8 protein-coding genes and 1 pseudogene are annotated in these 17,570 nt (G+C 62.7%); 3 read left to right on the top strand and 6 right to left on the bottom strand.

Going from position 1 to position 17,570, the window contains the following annotated elements:
• Position 1: 1 nt before the first annotated feature.
• From pglZ to Q4G50_RS10265, 4 genes are read right to left on the bottom strand one after another with little or no spacing between them, the layout of a single operon-like run.
• On the bottom strand, positions 2 to 2,707 hold the full coding sequence (pglZ, locus tag Q4G50_RS10280; protein ID WP_303377572.1) for a BREX-2 system phosphatase PglZ: 2,706 nt from the start codon (positions 2,705 to 2,707) through the stop codon (positions 2 to 4).
• An 11-nt stretch (positions 2,708 to 2,718) separates the two neighbouring features.
• On the bottom strand, positions 2,719 to 6,561 hold the full coding sequence (locus Q4G50_RS10275; protein WP_303377571.1) for a DUF6079 family protein: 3,843 nt from the start codon (positions 6,559 to 6,561) through the stop codon (positions 2,719 to 2,721).
• Positions 6,562 to 6,563: 2 nt separating this feature from the next.
• Entirely contained in the window at positions 6,564 to 10,154 is a 3,591-nt protein-coding gene (pglX, locus tag Q4G50_RS10270) for a BREX-2 system adenine-specific DNA-methyltransferase PglX (RefSeq protein ID WP_303377570.1), read from the bottom strand.
• Positions 10,147 to 14,100 carry an NERD domain-containing protein gene (locus Q4G50_RS10265; protein ID WP_303377569.1) on the bottom strand — a complete coding sequence of 1,318 codons (3,954 nt, stop codon included), beginning with the start codon at positions 14,098 to 14,100 and terminating at the stop codon, positions 10,147 to 10,149. Before Q4G50_RS10265 ends, pglX begins: the two co-directional genes overlap by 8 nt.
• A gap of 311 nt (positions 14,101 to 14,411) precedes the next feature.
• On the opposite strand from Q4G50_RS10265, the gene Q4G50_RS10260 reads away from it, so the two are divergent.
• Together Q4G50_RS10260 and rpsO are read left to right on the top strand one after the other, a co-directional pair.
• Positions 14,412 to 15,086, top strand: coding sequence for a hypothetical protein (locus Q4G50_RS10260; RefSeq protein WP_303377568.1), 675 nt, complete (start codon positions 14,412 to 14,414; stop codon positions 15,084 to 15,086).
• 157 nt (positions 15,087 to 15,243) lie between these two features.
• Positions 15,244 to 15,513, top strand: a complete 270-nt coding sequence (gene rpsO, locus Q4G50_RS10255) for a 30S ribosomal protein S15 (protein WP_303377567.1) — start codon at positions 15,244 to 15,246, stop codon at positions 15,511 to 15,513.
• A 66-nt stretch (positions 15,514 to 15,579) separates the two neighbouring features.
• Here rpsO and Q4G50_RS10250 read toward each other — a convergent pair whose 3' ends face one another.
• Both Q4G50_RS10250 and Q4G50_RS10245 read right to left on the bottom strand, forming a co-directional pair.
• Positions 15,580 to 15,870 carry a type II toxin-antitoxin system RelE/ParE family toxin gene (locus Q4G50_RS10250; protein WP_303377566.1) on the bottom strand — a complete coding sequence of 97 codons (291 nt, stop codon included), beginning with the start codon at positions 15,868 to 15,870 and terminating at the stop codon, positions 15,580 to 15,582.
• Positions 15,867 to 16,100: a type II toxin-antitoxin system ParD family antitoxin gene (locus Q4G50_RS10245; protein ID WP_303377565.1), complete on the bottom strand. Its 234-nt coding sequence runs from the start codon at positions 16,098 to 16,100 to the stop codon at positions 15,867 to 15,869. The genes Q4G50_RS10250 and Q4G50_RS10245 overlap by 4 nt, the downstream gene beginning before the upstream one ends.
• Before the next feature lie 149 nt (positions 16,101 to 16,249).
• Between Q4G50_RS10245 and Q4G50_RS10240 the strand changes: the two are divergent.
• A pseudogene (locus tag Q4G50_RS10240) lies at positions 16,250 to 17,570 on the top strand (polyribonucleotide nucleotidyltransferase); the annotation flags it as partial.

The following is a 17,570-nucleotide window of genomic DNA, read 5'->3' as shown; positions in this document are numbered from 1 at the left end:
CTCACTTCACTCCGAACTGCTCGAACAGAAGCTCCGGGTAGAGGACCAGATCCTCACCCGACATGCTCAGGGCTTCGACGCCGTCGACGTTGACGATGCGGCGCAGCTCCGCCAGCACGCCCCGCACCATGAGGGGTGTCAGCGACCAGGTGTCACGCACCACGGTAACGGGCAGGCGGTCGTTGTTCGCGTCGATCTTACGCAGGAGGTCAGCAACCTCGGTCGCCTTACGCCCAGCCACCGGGTGGCGGTCGACGCGCTCCTTGAACATGCCGGTTCCGGCCAGCTTCGCGTAGCGGTCCTGAGCTGCTGTGGGGGCCGGTGTCTGCTCGTCGAAGAGTGAGAGGGGGTCCGGCCGGGCGGACGGGGGCTGCATTTTCGACGTCAGAGGCGCCCTGGTCGAGGGCTGCTCGGACATGGACAGTGACCACCATTCCGGCTGGGTCGACAGCCGGTCGAGGGCCACCGCGGGGAAGGCTGTATCAGCGCCGAAAGCGGCGGCTGTCTGAGCCAGCACTGACACGGGCGCGATGGCTTCGGCCAACGTCCCTCCACCGTGATAGCCGGCCTTCTTCGCCGTGTAGCGGACATCCTCGTCAACGGCGAGGACGATGGAGCCGCTGTTGGCCAGCACCCGGTCACCGGCGACGCCGATCTCATTGGGGCCTGCCGGTAAGTCGTCTGTGCGCCATCGGGCGGAGATTGTCGTCTCGGTGGGCACGATGCCCGCGTGGTCCTTCTCCGCGATGTGCCCGTGGTCGGAGGTGAGGATCACGGTGCGGCCCACCCGGTGGGCGCCTTCCAGCAGGACACCGAGGTGCCTGATGTCTTTTACTCCCCAGGTCCGACCCATCGGATTGGATCCACCGAGAGCATCGTCGACGGTGTTGAGGACGGCGGCGATGAAGGGTGCAGACTGAGTGTCCTCGACGAGCTCCTTCACGTGGTCATTGATCCCGGTGGCCAGGTCGTCCTTGTGCAGGAGACGGCAGGCCTGAGGGCCCTGCTTTTTGAACGTGGACGAGTAGGCTGCGCGGAGGTTCTCTCGCTCGATATTCTGTCCGCCCGCAGCCAGCCTGCCTGACAACAGGGAGGTGCGGGAGTAGTTGGTCACCGTCGGCAGGGCGGCCAGGGCGGCGCGAAGCTCTCCGCGGTCACTCGCCATTTCCTGCCAGTCACCCGGGTATGTGCGCTGGATGGAGGACAGGATGTCGTTGTGGACGCCGACCGAGGCGCCGTCGATGACTAGGAGGAGGACGGGGCGGAGGTTCTCGTCGACTATCTTGCCCTGGTGTACCGGGAACACGACTTCGCTCAGTACGTCCTCGATGAGCAGGGTGTCGCCGGCGGCCTCCCTCTGTGTTCCGGAGGCTGCGAGAACACGTGCGAATCCCCGGTCGGCCACCTGACGGCGCTGGCGGACTGCCGTGGTGATCTCCCGCGTCGCGGTGATGAGTTCGGTGTTGGAGGTACCGTCCCAAGCGCGGTTGACGCAGGTGTCGACCCAGCTGAGGTCGTCGCGGTAGTGGGTCAGCCAGCCGGAGAGACTCTCGGGGTGCGCGACCTCGGGTGCGGCGAGCCAACCGAGCAGCCTCGCCAACGATTCCACCACCGGCAGGATTTGCTGGCGGGTGACCAGTCGGTGGGCGCGGATGTCTTCGAGTGCCTGGAGGACCGAATTGAGCTCCCGGGTCCGCAGGGCTGTCGTCGCCGCATGAGCGAAGGCGGACAGTCGTGCCTCGAGCGAGCCCCGGAACACGGTCGACAGGGGCACCAGCGAGGGTTGTCCGAGCCCTTGCGCGGACACCAGCAGGTGCTCTGCCTCCTGGGCGCTGGCCCAGGCCTGTTCGGAGGCGGAGGAGTCAAGCATGCCTTTCGATGCCCGCGCCCACGCCCCCAGCTGCTCTCCGGTGGCGATGCCGGACCGGGTGATCACCCGGAATCCGCCGAGGGCGGAGGCCTGATCTGCCGCATGCGTCAAGGCCTGGGCGCTGAGGACTTCGGCGAGGAAACCGAAAGTGAGCAACTCGGCCGGGCCGCGGTTGGCGAGGGTCTCGACGACCGCGACCGACTGGGGTCCGAGTTTGCGCCGGAGCCAGTCGAGGGCGCGTCCCTGGACGTCGTCGGACAGCGCTGTGGTGAAGTGCTCCCAGTCGGCTGCGGCGGCCGGGGTGAGTGACCAGCTGAGCAGATCCCGCAGGGCGTGGATGTTGCGGCGGAATACACCCTTCTGCAACACCTGACCGTAGAGATGCTCAGAGCTGAGTACACCCAACGGAGCTGGTTCGACCTTGCTGTCGGAAGACTGCAGGAAGGCCAGGATCTGGCTGGAGTCCCGCCGGTCGCCGACCAGGTCGCCGTGCTGCCGGCTGGCGGCGAACAGAGCCCGCAAGCTCTCTGCGGGATCGAGCTGGTAGACACCCTGGTACGGAACCAGTCGAGATCGGACATCCAGGGGCAGATCGTCGGTACGCAGCGGCGTGATGAGGAATGTCCACGGGGAGTCGTCGAGTTGGGAGAGTTCCCAGCGCAGTGCCAGGAGCGTGGGGCAGGCGGCCACCCGGTACTCGACACCGTCGGACGTACGCAGTGTGGAACCGCCGGTCCACGGCGCACGGGAATGGACGGCGACGACACCCTCGTCGTAAGCCTTGGCACGGAGTGACTGGATCCGGGCCTCCAGGTCGCGACTACTGAGAGGAATCACCGTTGGGCTGATCATCGGGTGCCTGCAGACGGGTCGAGGAATTCGATGGTCACTTTCACCGGACGACTCGGACTGACACCGAGATCGCGAAGTTTCTCTTCGACGACGGAGAACCTGGTGACCTTTTCGAAGACCACGGGCGGAGACACCCGATCATCCAGATTTGGTTCATCGGGATCCGGGGTATGCGGGTCCGGAACGATCGGCGGCGGCGGTGGCGGGGGAGGAGTGATGACATCTGCGATCCAGCGGGCCACCTCATCTTCGAAGCGGTCGACGACGGATTTCGCGTTGGTCTTGAACTGGTGGTCAGCCAGCCCCGAGACGAGGCGATTGAGAATGATCGCCGCACCGCCGTCATTGCCCGGGCGCTGCGCCGCGTAAGATTGCAACGTGGTCACATGCTGGCCGGTCGACCCTGTCAGCAGGCGACGGAGAGCTGTCGTGACGTCGCCGGCCGTGTTCAGCGCCTCGTTTGCCTCCTGCGGGGAGGCACCGAGGATGCGGTTTTTGCCGGTCACCGCGTCAGCCAGGTGCGCGACCGTGCGCTGGGCGTTCCCGCTGTCCCTGTGCAGGCGGTCCAGTAGTCCGGTGAGCCCCTCCGCGAGTTCACCGCGACTGGTCCTGTGCGGGTGATTCAGGCGGTTGAACACCGTACTCAGCTGTGTCGACATGGCCTGGGCATCGTTGTGACGTTCGGCAACCTTCTCTGCGACGCCGTCGCGTAGCTGGAAGAGATTGTTGGAGTTCAGACCCGGGCTGATGAACAAGCCGAACAACCCGCCGACGACCTCCAGGGCAGCGTCCCAGGTGGCGTACTCGGGGAGTTCGACCGGGTGCAACTCCATACGCGGGGTGATCTCCTGCACTCGCGGGGTGTGTTCGAGGAGCTGGTTGTGGTGGTACCAGGAGCGGTTGCGGTAGGCCGCCCACGCGGCCACGTGCAGATCGATGATGAGCGGGCTCAGGCCCTGCCGGGGATTGATGCCGGCGACAGCGTTACGCAGCGCCTGCACCTGCAGGACGCCCGTGGAATCGTGGCTTTCCGACCGCAGTTGGGTTTCGATGGCCGTCATCACCGAGCTGGAGGTGTCCTGGTTGAACACGAGGTGGGATTCCCCCACCCCGGCCAGGTTGAGCGCCGTCAGAAGGATCCGGGCAGCCTTGCGCGCCTCGGGCTCCAAGTCCGCACGACCATTGGCGTCTCCGGCAGCCCGACGAAGCGCGTCGATGACGCGGTTGACGTCGGTGGCGGTGATCGCTGACGTAGATTCGAACAGGGGGTGGTCAGGATAGCGGGCAGTGAGGGCAGCCTCGATGAGGCGGTCTGCGGCCTCCTCCAGGGTGGCACCGGTCTGCTGCCGGACCGTGACGCTGGGATCCAGGCTGCGAAGCGGAGGCTGTCCCTCCGGGAAGGTGGCGCCGCTGGTCACACCGTAGGCCGTGGAGATGTGTCGACGAAGCTCGCCCTCCAGGGTCTTCTGCCGCTGGGCAAGCACCTGACGGACCGCCTCCTTGACGTCCTCCGACAGACGGGACGTGTGGTCACGCCAGCCGTTGGGCTGCAGAACGTGATCAATGATCACGAGTTCACCCAGACGGGTCTGGTGTTCCGCCGGCAGGAACTGGGGCAACCAGGCAATGGTGAAGGGGGAGCTGCCGCTCTGTTCCTGTAGGGCCCCGATACGTTGATGATCCTCAGCGATGGTGTGGCCGGTTTCGTCCAGAGGCAGATCGATGACCAGCCGCAGCGCATCCTGGGTGGAGGGCAGGAAGGCATCGGCGACGAGTTCCCTCTCGTCGCGCACGTTGCCGAAGATGATCTCCACTGTGCGCGGAGTGCCCCGCCAGACCACGGATCGAGAATAGGCGCCGTCCGCCTGCTGGTTCAGTCCGTGGACCTGCAGGGCCTTGGCCAGTTCGGTGCGCACCCGGGCCTGACGCCGGGAAGAGGTGTCCTCGATCTGGGCCCCGCGGATGACCTCCTCCCAGGGAACTTCCTCCAGCTTGAGGGTGATGACTGGGTCCTGGCTGCCCTCCTGGATGAGGATCTCCGGGAATTGTGCAGCCCACCCGCGGACCTCGGACAGCGTGCTGGAGACAGCATCGCCGGCGAAGACTTCGACCATGGAACCGTGGTTGAGGTGTGCCAGACGGCTTGCGGTGATGGCCTTGAGAGCGGGGACCCCCGGGGCCAGAGCAGAGAGGATCAGGGTCTTGCCCACCCGCAGGTGGCCCTTGACGTAGGGAGGGACCTCAGATTCCGGGGTCGACGGGTCGACTCCGGCTTTGCGGTAGATGAAAGGCCGCAGCTTGTCCCGCCAGAAGGCCTGTCCCTTGCGGAAAACCTCCGCCTGGGAATTCTGTATGTGCTGTGAGCCATCGATGACATGGTCGAAGGCGTCGCCGACAGGGATCACTGAGTCGATCCGCATGGTGTCCCGCTTGGACACCAGCAACGACTCCATCACCTTGAGACCGGTGCGCTCACGCTGCATGGCCGGGGCGAGGTGCATGAGGGTGTCCACGAGCGCCGGGGAGAACGGGTACGTCAGACGGAACGCCTCCATGTCGGAGGCGCGGTGCTCCTCGGACGTGTTCACACCGTCCAGCAGGACGTTCGAGATTTCGCTGCGCAGGTTGAGCCGGTCGAAGGCCTGGTCGAGCTCCAGCTCGGCGGCGTGGTTCTTCGGAGTGAGGAGGCGTTTGTTGGCGATCAACGGAAGGTTGCGGTTGCCCAGTTCCAGGTTGTGAAAGCGGCCCTCCTGGTGGGCAAAGGCTCGCTGTCGGGCCTCGACGTCGGCACCGGCTTCAATCGAGGTGTCCTGCCAGGTACCCAGGTCATGCTGGCGGGCCACAATCGAGATCATCGGGACGGCCATCTGACCCAGTTTGCTCTCGACAAGAAGGGTAAGTTTCTGGGCCTCCTGGTTGAACCTCTCGCGGGAGGGGACCAGGAACGTCAGCCAGAGGATGAGCTCATCGAGATAGAGCACCACGCCCTCATATCCCAGAGACTTGGCATGGGCGGACATGACGGACATGCCCTCTGCCAGGCCGAGCCACGGGGAGTGAGCGGCATAAGAAGTAAAGAGGGTCTCCGTCAGTGCTGCGGCGAGCGCTTCGCGAACCTTTTCTGTGGCACTAGAAGCGCGACCCTCGCCATAAGCGACCGAGTCCCATTCCCCGGCCAGCGGTGCCGCACCAATGGCGGCGAAGTCAATGCCGGAATCAGCGAGAGCTGCGGAACGGGTGGCACCCTCCGGACGGGTCTTGGCGCCGTTCAAGGCTGCGAAGAATGCCTGATCACCCATGGTGGAACGTAGGTTGTCGGCATCCCGGAAGAGGGACTCACTGGAGTGCAGAACAGGTGCCGAAGCATCCGGATGCAGGCGTGCCACATGTTCCAGATAACCGCGGAAGAGCGTGTCTTCGATGCTGGTCGAATCGAGGAAGTGGAAAGGCAGCTGCAGCAGATTCGCACTGATCGCTGCAGGGTGAGAAGACACCAGAGGCTGTAGCTCAGCGATCTCACGTGTAACCGGAGTGCCGGACAAAAGCGCGTAGAGCACGGCCATGAAGTGTGATTTACCGGAACCGAAAGAACCGGACAGGTAGAGGCCCTGGTTATCCCCGGAGCTCAAGCCCTTTTCCACGAAAGACAGGGCGGTTCCCAGGCTTCCGGCGATCTCATCGGTGACGACATAATCCCGAACAGTTTCGTCAAGGCTGTCTCTCTCAACGGACTCGGCGAGCTTGAGGACGAACGTGTCGCCTTCGTACTTGGGAATGTTAAAGACGTCACGCAGCAGGGGAGCTGTGGAACCTCCTGCTCCGGGGAGCGTGAAAGCCATGGTTATGCCTGTCCCTTCTTCTTGGTGGTGCGTCGGCGTCGGGTCTCGGGCACGAACCCGTCTAGATCCTCGACGGTAGTGCCGATGTCCGCGGCAGCTGAGCGCAGCTGGTTGGTGAGGTAGTCACCGAGACGGACACCCAGGTTGGGGTCGATGTCATTGTGCCACTGCACAATCCACGGCAGCTGCTCCTTCAACCCACTCAAAATTGCACCTAACGTCTCGCGAGGTGCGTCGTCATCTTTGAGGTCGCTGTACAACGACATTAACGCCAGTCCCTGTTGCAGGTGGTCCCAACCGGCCCACCCGATTCGAAAGGTGGGGTCCGTGACCGGTGAGGCCCCAGGGTAGGAGATGAACCGTTCCTTCGGCACATCCAGTTTCCCGCGGTGGCGCCACACCGCCGGGTACATGTCCGCGCTGGTGTAGTTCGGGGGAACCGGAACATCCTCGGGCCCAATTTCACCTGCGTCTTCACCTCGTTGGGCGTCCCAGGTGGCTTCCCATTCGGCTCGCTTGCGGATTCCGCGTCCCTTGTAGCGCAGGGCCTTCAGATAGGGCACGGGTTCGTTGTTGAGCAGGTCCATGAGCATGTCCAGGATGCTGCGGCCGTGTTTGGTGCTCCACAAGGGCAGCACGTCACGGACATCGGCGAAACCAGGGTCGGTTTCGATGATGCCGGCGAGCTCCCGCAGGGTGCGGGTTTGGGGCATGCCGTCGTGGCGGAACCAAAGGGAGGGGGTCTCCAGACGTACTAGCAGCCAGGCTTCCAGGGCGTGGTGGACTTTGGTGTCCCAGGGTTCGTCGGCCCAGCGGCGTTTGTATTCGGGTCGTTCCAGCAGGCTAATGCTGCGATCCTCGCTGATGAGGGCAAGGCGCTTCTCGACGACGCCCCGGTAGGTGTCGTCCCAGCAGGTGGGCAAGGTGGTGGTGAGTGTGGAGTGGTGCCGATCAAACCAGGCAGTGTCGGTGTCGCCCGCTGCGACGCGGCGGGCGAGGGCGATTTCGAAAGCGCGGGTACCCAGGGGGATGCCAGTGACGTTGCCGACGGGGAGGGAGAGGTCAGTGTCAGTGAGTCCGTAGAGGTGGTAGACGGCCCAGTCGAGTTCTTCTTGTTCGGCAATCATGAGCTCGCGGATGCGGTAGTACTCCTCCTGGGCATGGTCGATGACGGCCGCTGATGGGGTGGTGGTGTCGAACAGTACGGCGGGGTCGTAGTCGGTGAGTTGTTGAGCGAGGGTGTCGAGGCGTCGTCCGCGTTCCAGGACGCTGCCCTCGGGGAGGGGGAAACGCTTGAGTGTGGTACCGGTGAACTCGTAGAATCGCTCCCACGTGTCACTAGCGATGCCTCCGCCGTATCCTCCATTTCCCTTGTCGTGGCTGTTTTGTTTGAGCCAGAAGCAGGCGGTGGAGGAGTTGAGGATCCCGAGCAGTTCGAGGTGGTCGTCTTCAGTGGCATCGGCGGGGAGTTTGATGACGGGGGCGCTTTGTTTGAAGACTTTTCCGCCGCGGTCGAGAACAAAGTGGTTATGCGTAGCCACAAAAGCAAAAGTGATCGTCAGCTCAGAGGCTCCCTGGTCTATGGGGAATTGATGCCATTCGTACCAAGGCCGACCGTCCGAAAGGTAGGTGCCGCCGGAAAAAGTTGCGCGATCCTGTAGCACTCGTCGAGTGGGCCAAAGCTGGTTTACACGGTCACCTAGCTGTTCAAGGGTTAAGAGCTGACGGCTTTTGTCGTAAGGAAACCAGCACGCAAGTTGAGTCGTGGCACGAAAATCACGCACTTCATTACCAAGTTGGATTAGCTTCATATGCTGGGCGAAGTTTCTCCAAGTAGTAGATTTCTGGGGGAAGAACATCGCTTCGTCGGAACCTAGAATTGCAAAAACGCCGACACGGTATACGTGAGTAGCAAGTACCGACTGCATTCGTGAGTCGATTGTCTCCGCAACCTGTGGTGCGGCGCCACCCGAAAGGCTTAAGGGGAATTCACTCAAGAATTCGGAGGTCAGCGATGAGACGGAAATATATTCATTCTCAAATCCTCGATTATCGATATTGTTGACGATACTGTGCCAAACTAATCCCTCCCTCGGAGATTTTGGAACTCCAGGTTCCCCTTGGACCCCTAGCACTCCAAGAACTCCCTTTCGGGATGGTTTATCATGGCGGCCGATCAAGATGACTGTCGGTGTTCCATGGCCCGGGATGTAAGCGCCCGACGAGTCGATGACTTCGCGAAGGTCGATGTCGGCGAAGAACTGTTCCACGATTACTCTACCGAAGTTGCGTTGCATGAAGGAGTTTGAGGTGATCTGGCCAACCCAGCCAGGCCTTTGGGTCACTTCATTGCCGCGTGCCAGTTTAAAGAACAGCACCATGAATGGTGCGGTCATTGCGTATTTTCCTCGGCAGTATGGTGCGTACCTCTCCCGGTAGCGACGGTTGAGTGCCTTGTCTTTGACCGTGATGTACGGCGGGTTACCGACGACGACATCAAATGCCTGCGGATTTAGAATATCCGACAGGGCCTGGTGGTCTTCCATTTTCGTGGTGTAGGCGGTTGATTCCGTGCTTCCGATCGCCAAGGTGGCGTCCTCCGAGCTGGCCGGACCATAAAGCAAGGAATCACCAGCCAACACGGTGAACCCTGGTTCTGGGAGCTGACGAGACAACCGGTCATGTTTGGCGGCCTGCATGTATGCCACCGTCAACCGGAAGCGAGTGATGGCCACGGCAAAGGGGTTGATGTCCACACCATGGATCGCAGACATCGCGCTTTCTGCGAGGGCCCGGGGATCTTCGCCGGGGGCATGGGCGTGCCAGGCATCCAGCAGCATGTGGAACGCGCCGAGCAGGAAGTGCCCGGACCCGCAGGTGGGGTCAATGAGCTTGAATCCCTCCAGGGGGCGTTCTTCGAGCGCGGGGGTCAGGGTGCGGGAGAGGATGAACTCCTCGACAAACTCCGGGGTCTGCAGGAGTGCGTACCTTTTTCGGGCAAACTCGGAGAGGTCCTGGTACATGTCGCCGAGGAAACGGGTCGACAGAGTCGAATCGTGCAGTGACCACACCAGGTTTCCGTTCTGGTCGACGTCGCGCCAGAAGTCGATTAGGCGGCGCGCGGCGTCATCGGTGGGTTCCATGAGGCGGAAGGCAGCGTAGTCGTCGACGAGTGCCTGCGTGGCGGGGACGTCGGCGAGCTGTGTGAAGCAGTGCTGAAGATAACCGCGGTAGTTTTGTTCCGGATGGGTGGCGTAGAACTGTTCCTCCCGGTCGCGTGCGGCCTGGCGGAGCTGTGGGGTGTGGCCGGAAACGAAAGCCTCGCCATCTCCGAACAGGGAGTTGTCTTCAACGAAGCGGAGGAACACAGTGGTCAGGGCCCAGCCCACGGCGGCCTGGTGGAGCTGTTCGTCTTCCCAGTCAGAGAAGGCTCCGGCCACTCGTTCCGCCTTCTTGGCCTTCTCAAAGTCGGCCTTCCATTGCTCGAGGCGGGTGGGGTCTGCGTGGAGGCGGACGCGCATGTCGTCGACGAGAGCGGTGACCTCGGTGCCAAGGGCCTTGGTGAGAGCAGCGGAGAAAGCGGGGTTAGTCATGAAGATCCTTGATGGTGATGGCCTGGGCGGGGCTGGTCAGGGGCAGTGCCTGACCGTCGACACTGAGACTGGTGCGGGTCGCCGGCCCCTCGAAGGGGACGACGACCCACATCGAACGCGGATTGGCAGAACTCGTGATGTCCGTCCACGGCTCGAGTAGGTCGAGCGCCTGGTAATCCGCCAGGATGGAAACGTCGGTGAGCAGGATGACGTCCTGTTCAGAGTGACGTGCCTGCGTCAGCACGCTTTCAGCGGCGCTCCTGACCACTCCGCTGAGGGCGGCGCGGGAGTCCTCGGGGTCGAGAGCCAACAACCTGACGAATAGTTCGGCCTGTCCGCTGGACTCCATGCGATGACGGATCTCACCCAGCACCGCATCAGAGAGGTTGACGAAATCTGTAGGGAAGTGCCGCTGGAGCTTCCTGGCCAGAACATCCGTCTGCCCGACCGGAGCCGCGATCGCACGGAACGACTTCAACGGCAATTGCGTCTCAAGCGTGCTCAACAACGAACGGAACTCCGCGGACTCCGCAGATTCCGGGATATAGGAGCGCAGCGCCGTCGCGGTGGGCTGGCGGGTGGCCAGGGACGTCGACGGGGCATCTCCGGCGGAGCGGGTGAACGAAGAGCTGTCTGCCAGGGCGGCAAACGCCGGGTCAATACGCTGCAGCAGAGCCAGCAACTCGGCACCCCGCGGAAGCTTACGGTTGTGGGCTGCCGGAAACCGTGCGTCCAGATGATTCTGCAGTACTTGACGGTTCACCGCGTTGGCGGTCGGCTTGATGATGTCGGTGAGCATCGCCAGCTGTAGGACGTCGCGGGAGTAGAGCTCACCCGACGCAGTCAGCGCAACATGGAAGGAACGGCTGGTGGCCAATTCAACGAGGATTTGCGGGGCCACCGGAAGATCCGCGGCGCTGACCTGAAAGTGCCCGGCGGCGGCCTCCGTGATCCCTGCCCGGGTGTCCTCAGCAGACAGAGTGGCGGCATCGTTACGCTTCGCGATTTCTGCAGCGGCCACTTCGAGCGCACGAGGAAGCCCGATGAGTGTGTCATCGTCGGACAGTGCTAGGGCAACGGCGATCTGCTGACGCCCCCGGCGGACGACCGTGAGGGCATCCTCGCTGAGATGAAGATCCATCTCCAGGATGCGCAGTAGACCGATCTGCTGTCGCTGGGTTTGCGCGGCCGCGTCGTCGGGGAGCACCTCGGCGATGACGGAGGTCAGCTGACGTGGTGTGGCGATACGTCCGGCGGAACGGATTGCGATCCGCAACGCGGCTCCGAGCCGGTCAAGAACCTCAGCCACTTCCTGCTGTTGACGCCAGCGGGGTCGAAGTTCCCCGGGGAGTTGGCTGATGCGTTGAGTGGACACATGCAGTAGCTCTGCGTAGGTTGCGGCCGTGGCGAAAGGATCCGAGGGTTCATCACCGAGCAGATGCTCCACGTAGCGACGAATCGCCTGGCGAGGCGAGCCAGCCAGGCCCTTGAGCTCTGCAGCGAGATCGCGGAAGGAGCTGATCTCCGTGGTGGGTGCGGTGGTTGGCGGGAGCTCGACCGGCTCCGGATCAGGGGGCTCGACGACGGCATACGTGGCACGCCGCGCCGCGAGGAACAGTTCCTTGAGTTCCGTCGCGTCCTTGGGTCGCTTCTCCACGTGCCCGTGGAGTGCGGAACGGAAGAACGTGGTCAGCTCTGCCACCTGGGCGGGCGTGAAACCAGCGGTGAGTAACTCCGGTTCGAACTTCAGACTTCCGTCCGTGGCTGCCGGCATCGTCTCGCCGTCGCCGTATGCCGGGGTCGAGTTAGTGGCCAGCTGGTGCAGGACCACGGCCGCTGAGTAGCGTTCCGCACTCGAATCGAAATGGGTGCGCTTGCCCCATTTCGCGGCCAGGAAAGGATCACGGTAGGGAGGGGTGCCGGCTTCGACGAGGCTCAGGTCGATCGCAGACAAGGAAAAGTCGTAAAGCGAGAGATGCTGATGGCCTCCAGACACCGCGATTCCGAGGTTCGCGGGCTTGATGTCCCGGTGGGTGATGCCCGTGGACTCCAGAGCTTCCACGATAGTGAGCAGCTGCTCACCGAGGCGCCAGAATCCTTCCGGGGTGGTGCCACCCATGTTGAGCACGTCATGCAGCGTGTATTCGCCGCAGTCGGACAGCAACAGGGCGGTGCGGTCATGGGGGAGCTGCAGGGTGGGCTCGAGGAGCGTGACAAAACGATCGGCGGCCGAATGTCCGCTGAGTTTGTCGTTGAGATCGGTGAGGGTCTCGGCCTCGTCGTAAAGAATGCGGGCCTTGTCAGTGCTGAGGGCAACCTTCAGGATGCGCTTCTCGTTGCCCGCTCCGGTGTCGACGACACGGAGGCCGATGGCTGTGGACCCGCGGCCGCTGACCTTCTCCACCAGGAATCGGTCGTCGATCATTCCGTTGATCGTCGGCTGGAGGGCATCCGTGCCGTCGTCGGTGCGGCGCTCCTGGGTGAGTTCGCGCAGGCGGTCGGCGAACAAACGGACCGGACTAATCTTCTCAGTGCTCTTGCGACGATCTCCGTGGGCCACCGTCTTGCGGCGAGTCTCCGGGGTGGGGGAGGTCACCCCGCGAATGAGTTCGCGGACTTCCTCCTCGACCGTGGCGCCGGCGGCCGCCAGGTCGAGACCGTCGGACTCGAGGAGGCGTTCCAGCAGGGAGGGGACATCGCTGGCCGGAAGAGAGCCGCCGGAGAGTATGAAGTAGGCGAGTGCTCCCACCGAGAACAGCTCGGCGGTCCGGCGGTCGGTGTTGTCGAAACCCTCTGGAGGCAGGAAAACGTCCCCGAAATCGTCGGAGCTGGCGCTGGTGGTGTGCAACTGTGTCAGGGTGGACGGCAATGCCGTGCCCACGAGGTTCCAGTTCCTCACCTTGACCGCTGACGCGATGTCCGGGTCCCGCAGCTGCGTGACGTTAACCGTCACCGCTCCCGGCCCCAGCCCCCGGTGCACCACATCGTGTTCGTGGGCGTAGGAGATGGCATCGGAGATCTGCAGGATGATGTCGACCTGCTCGGGTGCGGTGAGCACCGTGCCCGGGAAGAGGTAATCGAGCGACTCATGCCCGGCGTGCCCCTGGTACACGAGCACCGGGATCCCGGTGTCGTCGAGAAGAGCGAGACTCTCAGGGGAGTCGATGGCGTCATGCTTGATAGCCGACAGCATGGTATAGGTCCGCTCGACCTGTCCCTTGACGCTCGCGGCCTCCACCGGGTCGGAAGGCATGACGGGAATGTGCACGAAGCCCTTGTCGCTCGTCACCTGGTGATGGGCTGTCCATACCTCAACCTGGTCGTCCCACTCGTCCCTTGCATCGAGAACCCACGAGCCCGCATGCCGCGTGCGCTTCTTCTGGTAACCACCGGTGATGTTCTGCAGGGCGGTTTCCAGCATGACCCGGCTGAAATCCTCGGAGATGTGCCGGTGCTCGTCCGGGCCTTCGGTGAGGCGTTCGGAAATACCCGGCAGTCCGGTTGTTGCTTCGTAGCCGTCCAGGCCGAAAACACTCTGGGAGCCGTGCTCACTGAGCCGCGAGACCACGTCGGCGTTGTGGAGGAACACTGATTCCTTCACCCAGGGGGTCTTTCGGTACTCGTACGGCACGTCGATGATGCCCGCCCGGACAATGCGCGAAAACTCCTCTGTCAGGCGGCTCGCCAGGCGTTGGGCCTTGTACCGGGCCAGCTTGACCGGGTTCTTGACCCGGGGGAAAGCACCTCCCATGGTCTCCCACCGGTGTTCGTTGCCGGTGAGGGTGCCGGACCAATTCTTCAGCTCGACTAGGTGCACCTGCCGCTGGCCGACAACGAGCGCATCCACCTCGTGCCACTGGCCGTTGTCATCGATGAACTCGAAGTTCGACCACACGCGATAGGGAGGGGCGTCCGGAACGGCGTTGAGTAGATGAGCAATCCCCAACTTTTCATGGCTGTACTGCGTCTTTGACACCTCGTGGTAGCGAGATGAGTCGGCTTTCACAGCGATAGCCTCCTGAGGTCAGGGCAGAGAACGGGAACACAATGAGCTTACTGAGCTTTTCGTACTTCAAAAGCATGACTCGGTGAAACTACACAACTAACACCGGTGACCAGTGGAAACCCTCGCCGAGCTAGGTGTCGAATCATGCCGCCTTACGTGTCCAACCTAGGGCAGACCGACAACACCAGGCTCCAGAGATGGAACATGCTCGCGAAGGCTGTGAACTTCGTCCAGGAACTAAGGTGGATTCTATGAACGGACAGGGTATGTCAGAAGACCGGCGGCTCTGTTCGTTGGTCGCCTTCTATTTCGGGGCCGGTGTTGCTGGGCCGGATGGAAACGAGTCTGACAAGGCAATCCGGGCGGTTTCGAACCGCGCATCTCGCGACCTCAGCAGGACGATACGCGGGATCGGGAAGCTGAATGTTGGTGCCGACAACCCGGTTGATGCCCTACGTGCGCGGAACGGCGGGCTGATCGTGGATTTCATCAAAGAGATCGACGCTTTGGCAGTGGAAGCAGAAGCGTTGCAGGTCAACTTCGATGAGAAGCATGTGTTCTGTTGCGTTGCGCTCATCGAGGCTTTCCGCGAATTCTCCGAAGCACAACGAGCAGGCCTTGTAATGAGCTACGGACAGGCGCAGAAGTGGCTCAACATGACCCTGAAATATCTTGCTGTTCTCAGACACCCCGTGGTGTCTAACTCCTACCACCTGCTGCATGCTCCCTTGGATCGGATCGTCTACGGCCACGCGAAGAGTCAATTCAAGATGAAGCTGCCGGTGGCTTCAGGATGGACATGGTCGAAGCTTGACCGCGTAGACTACGTGGATTTCCAGACCCGGCTGCGGGGGCAGGTTGCGGCGACTGGTCGATACGATTGTGTGTTGGACTGGGAGACTGACACCTGGCTGACACGGGGATAGGCCAGCGGGGATTTGGCCCCCACCCATACCACCCGGTAAGATCCTCCAAGGCTTCATGCGACTGCGGTCCACAGCAGTTGCGCCACCAGGCCGAGGGCGTGAAACCCCCAGGCCAGGGACATTTCATGTGGACTGAAACAACGAAAGAAGAACCATCATGGCTATGACTTCCGAGCAGAAGAAGGCTGTCCTCAACGAGTACGGCCTGCACGAGACCGACACCGGCTCCCCGGAGGCGCAGATCGCTCTGCTGACCAACCGCATCAACACCCTGACCGAGCACCTCAAGTTCCACAAGCACGACCACCACTCCCGTCGTGGCCTGCTGCTGCTCGTCGGTCGTCGTCGTGGCCTGCTGAAGTACCTCGCCGACAACAACGTCGAGCGCTACCGTGACCTGATTGCCCGCCTGGGCCTGCGTCGCTAAGCGAAGTACAACTTCCAATGCCGAACCCGCTCTCCAATTGGAGGGCGGGTTTTGTGTGTCTCCACCTCAAGTGCGGCGCGAAGTGTCCATCCGGTGATGCAGGATCCGGATTATGTCCACATGGGTGTTTGCGACGATGTAGTAGATGATGCGTCGGGCTGCGGGGAAGCTTCGCAGTCCGTCGCGGAGTTCGTGACGTGGACGCCCTCGCTTGGGATGCTCGGCTATGCTCTCCACCGCCAACTGGATGGAGCGGAGGTACGCCTCGGCATGCTGAGGATCCCGCTTCCGCTCGGTGTAGTCCCAGATGGAGGCGAGATCGTGGCGGGCAGCGGGTGTAAGCCGGTAACTGTTCACGCCATCTTTCCGGCGATGAACTCGTCGAAGTCGAAGTCCTCGGGTGCACCACTGGCGAAGCCCTGAGAAATGGCGTCGCGGAGGTGTGCAACTTGGAGTTCACGTTCCTCTAGGAGTCGCAGGCCGGCACGAACAACTTCACTCGCCGAGCGGTACCGGCCGCTCGCCACCTGCTGGGACAGGAAGTCGACGAAATGGTCGTCGAGGCTGAATGATGTGTTGGTCGCCATAGCTTAAAGGTACCAAGATTTGGTACCACGCTATGGGGTGCATTTCGGCATTCCGAAATCCCTACCACACCTGGTAGAATGTCTCCCGTTGTAAAGGACACGACTTCGACGGCACCGATGATCGTCGAGAAGACTCATCAAGGAGATTCATGAGCAACCCTGTACAGTTTCACGTCGACGAGGATTTCGGCGTTACCGAGGCATCCGTCACCATTGATAACGGTGACTTCGGCACCCGCGAAATTCGTTTCGAGACCGGCCAGCTGGCCCGCCAGGCTGGCGGCGCTGTGACCACCTACCTCGACGACGAGAACATGCTGCTGGCCACGGTCACCGCATCCAACCAGCCCCGCGAAGGCTTCGACTTCTTCCCGCTGACCGTTGACGTGGAAGAGCGGATGTACGCCGCCGGCCGCATCCCGGGATCCTTCTTCCGTCGTGAGGGCCGCCCCTCCACCGACGCGATCCTGGCCTGCCGCCTCATCGACCGCCCGCTGCGCCCGACCTTCGTGAAGGGTCTGCGCAACGAGGTCCAGGTTGTCATCACCGTCATGTCGCAGGTCCCGGAGGACTACTACGACGTCGTCGCCATCAACGGTGCCTCCGCTGCCACCCAGCTGTCGGGTCTGCCGGTCTCCGGCGCCGTCGGCGGTGTGCGCATCGCACTCATCGCCGATGACAAGCACCCCAAGGGCCAGTGGGTCGCCTTCCCCAACCAGGCACAGCGCGAGCAGTGCGTGTTCGAGATGGTCGTCGCCGGCCGACTCGTCGAGCGCAAGGGCCGTCGCAAGGGCGAGGACGTCGCCATCATGATGGTCGAGGCAGGCGCCGGCGCCAACGTCCTCGAGCTGGTCAAAAACGGTGCCCCGGCCCCGACCGAGGTCACCGTCTCCGAGGGCCTCGAGGCCGCCAAGCCGTTCATCTCCCTGCTGTGCAAGGCACAGGCAGGCCTGGCTGAGCAGGCCGCCAAGGAGCGTCAGGAGTTCCCCGTTTTCCCGCCGTACACCGATGACGTGTACAAGACCGTGGAGAAGAAGGCCTCCAAGAAGCTCGGCCAGATCATGACGATCAAGGGCAAGCACGAGCGCGAGGACGCCGCCAACGATTACATGGTCGAGATCGAGGAGTCCCTGGTCGGTTCCTTCTCCGACAACCCGGACGCCGCCAAGGAGGTCCGCGCCGCGTACAACTCGCTGATGAAGCAGATCGTGCGCCAGAAGATCCTCACCGAGGGCTTCCGTATCGACGGCCGCGGTGTCGCCGACATCCGTGACCTCGGCGTCGAGGTCGAGCTCATCCCGCGCGCCCACGGCTCCGCCCTCTTCGAGCGCGGTGAGACCCAGATTCTCGGCGTGACCACCCTGGATATGCTCAAGATGGAGCAGCAGATCGACTCGCTGTCCCCGGAGAAGTCCAAGCGCTACATCCACCACTACAACTTCCCGCCGTACTCCACCGGTGAGACCGGCC

The sequence above is a fragment of the Corynebacterium sp. genome (assembly GCF_030538285.1).
Taxonomy (GTDB): domain Bacteria; phylum Actinomycetota; class Actinomycetes; order Mycobacteriales; family Mycobacteriaceae; genus Corynebacterium.
This window is presented reverse-complemented; position numbering and strand designations above follow the sequence as displayed.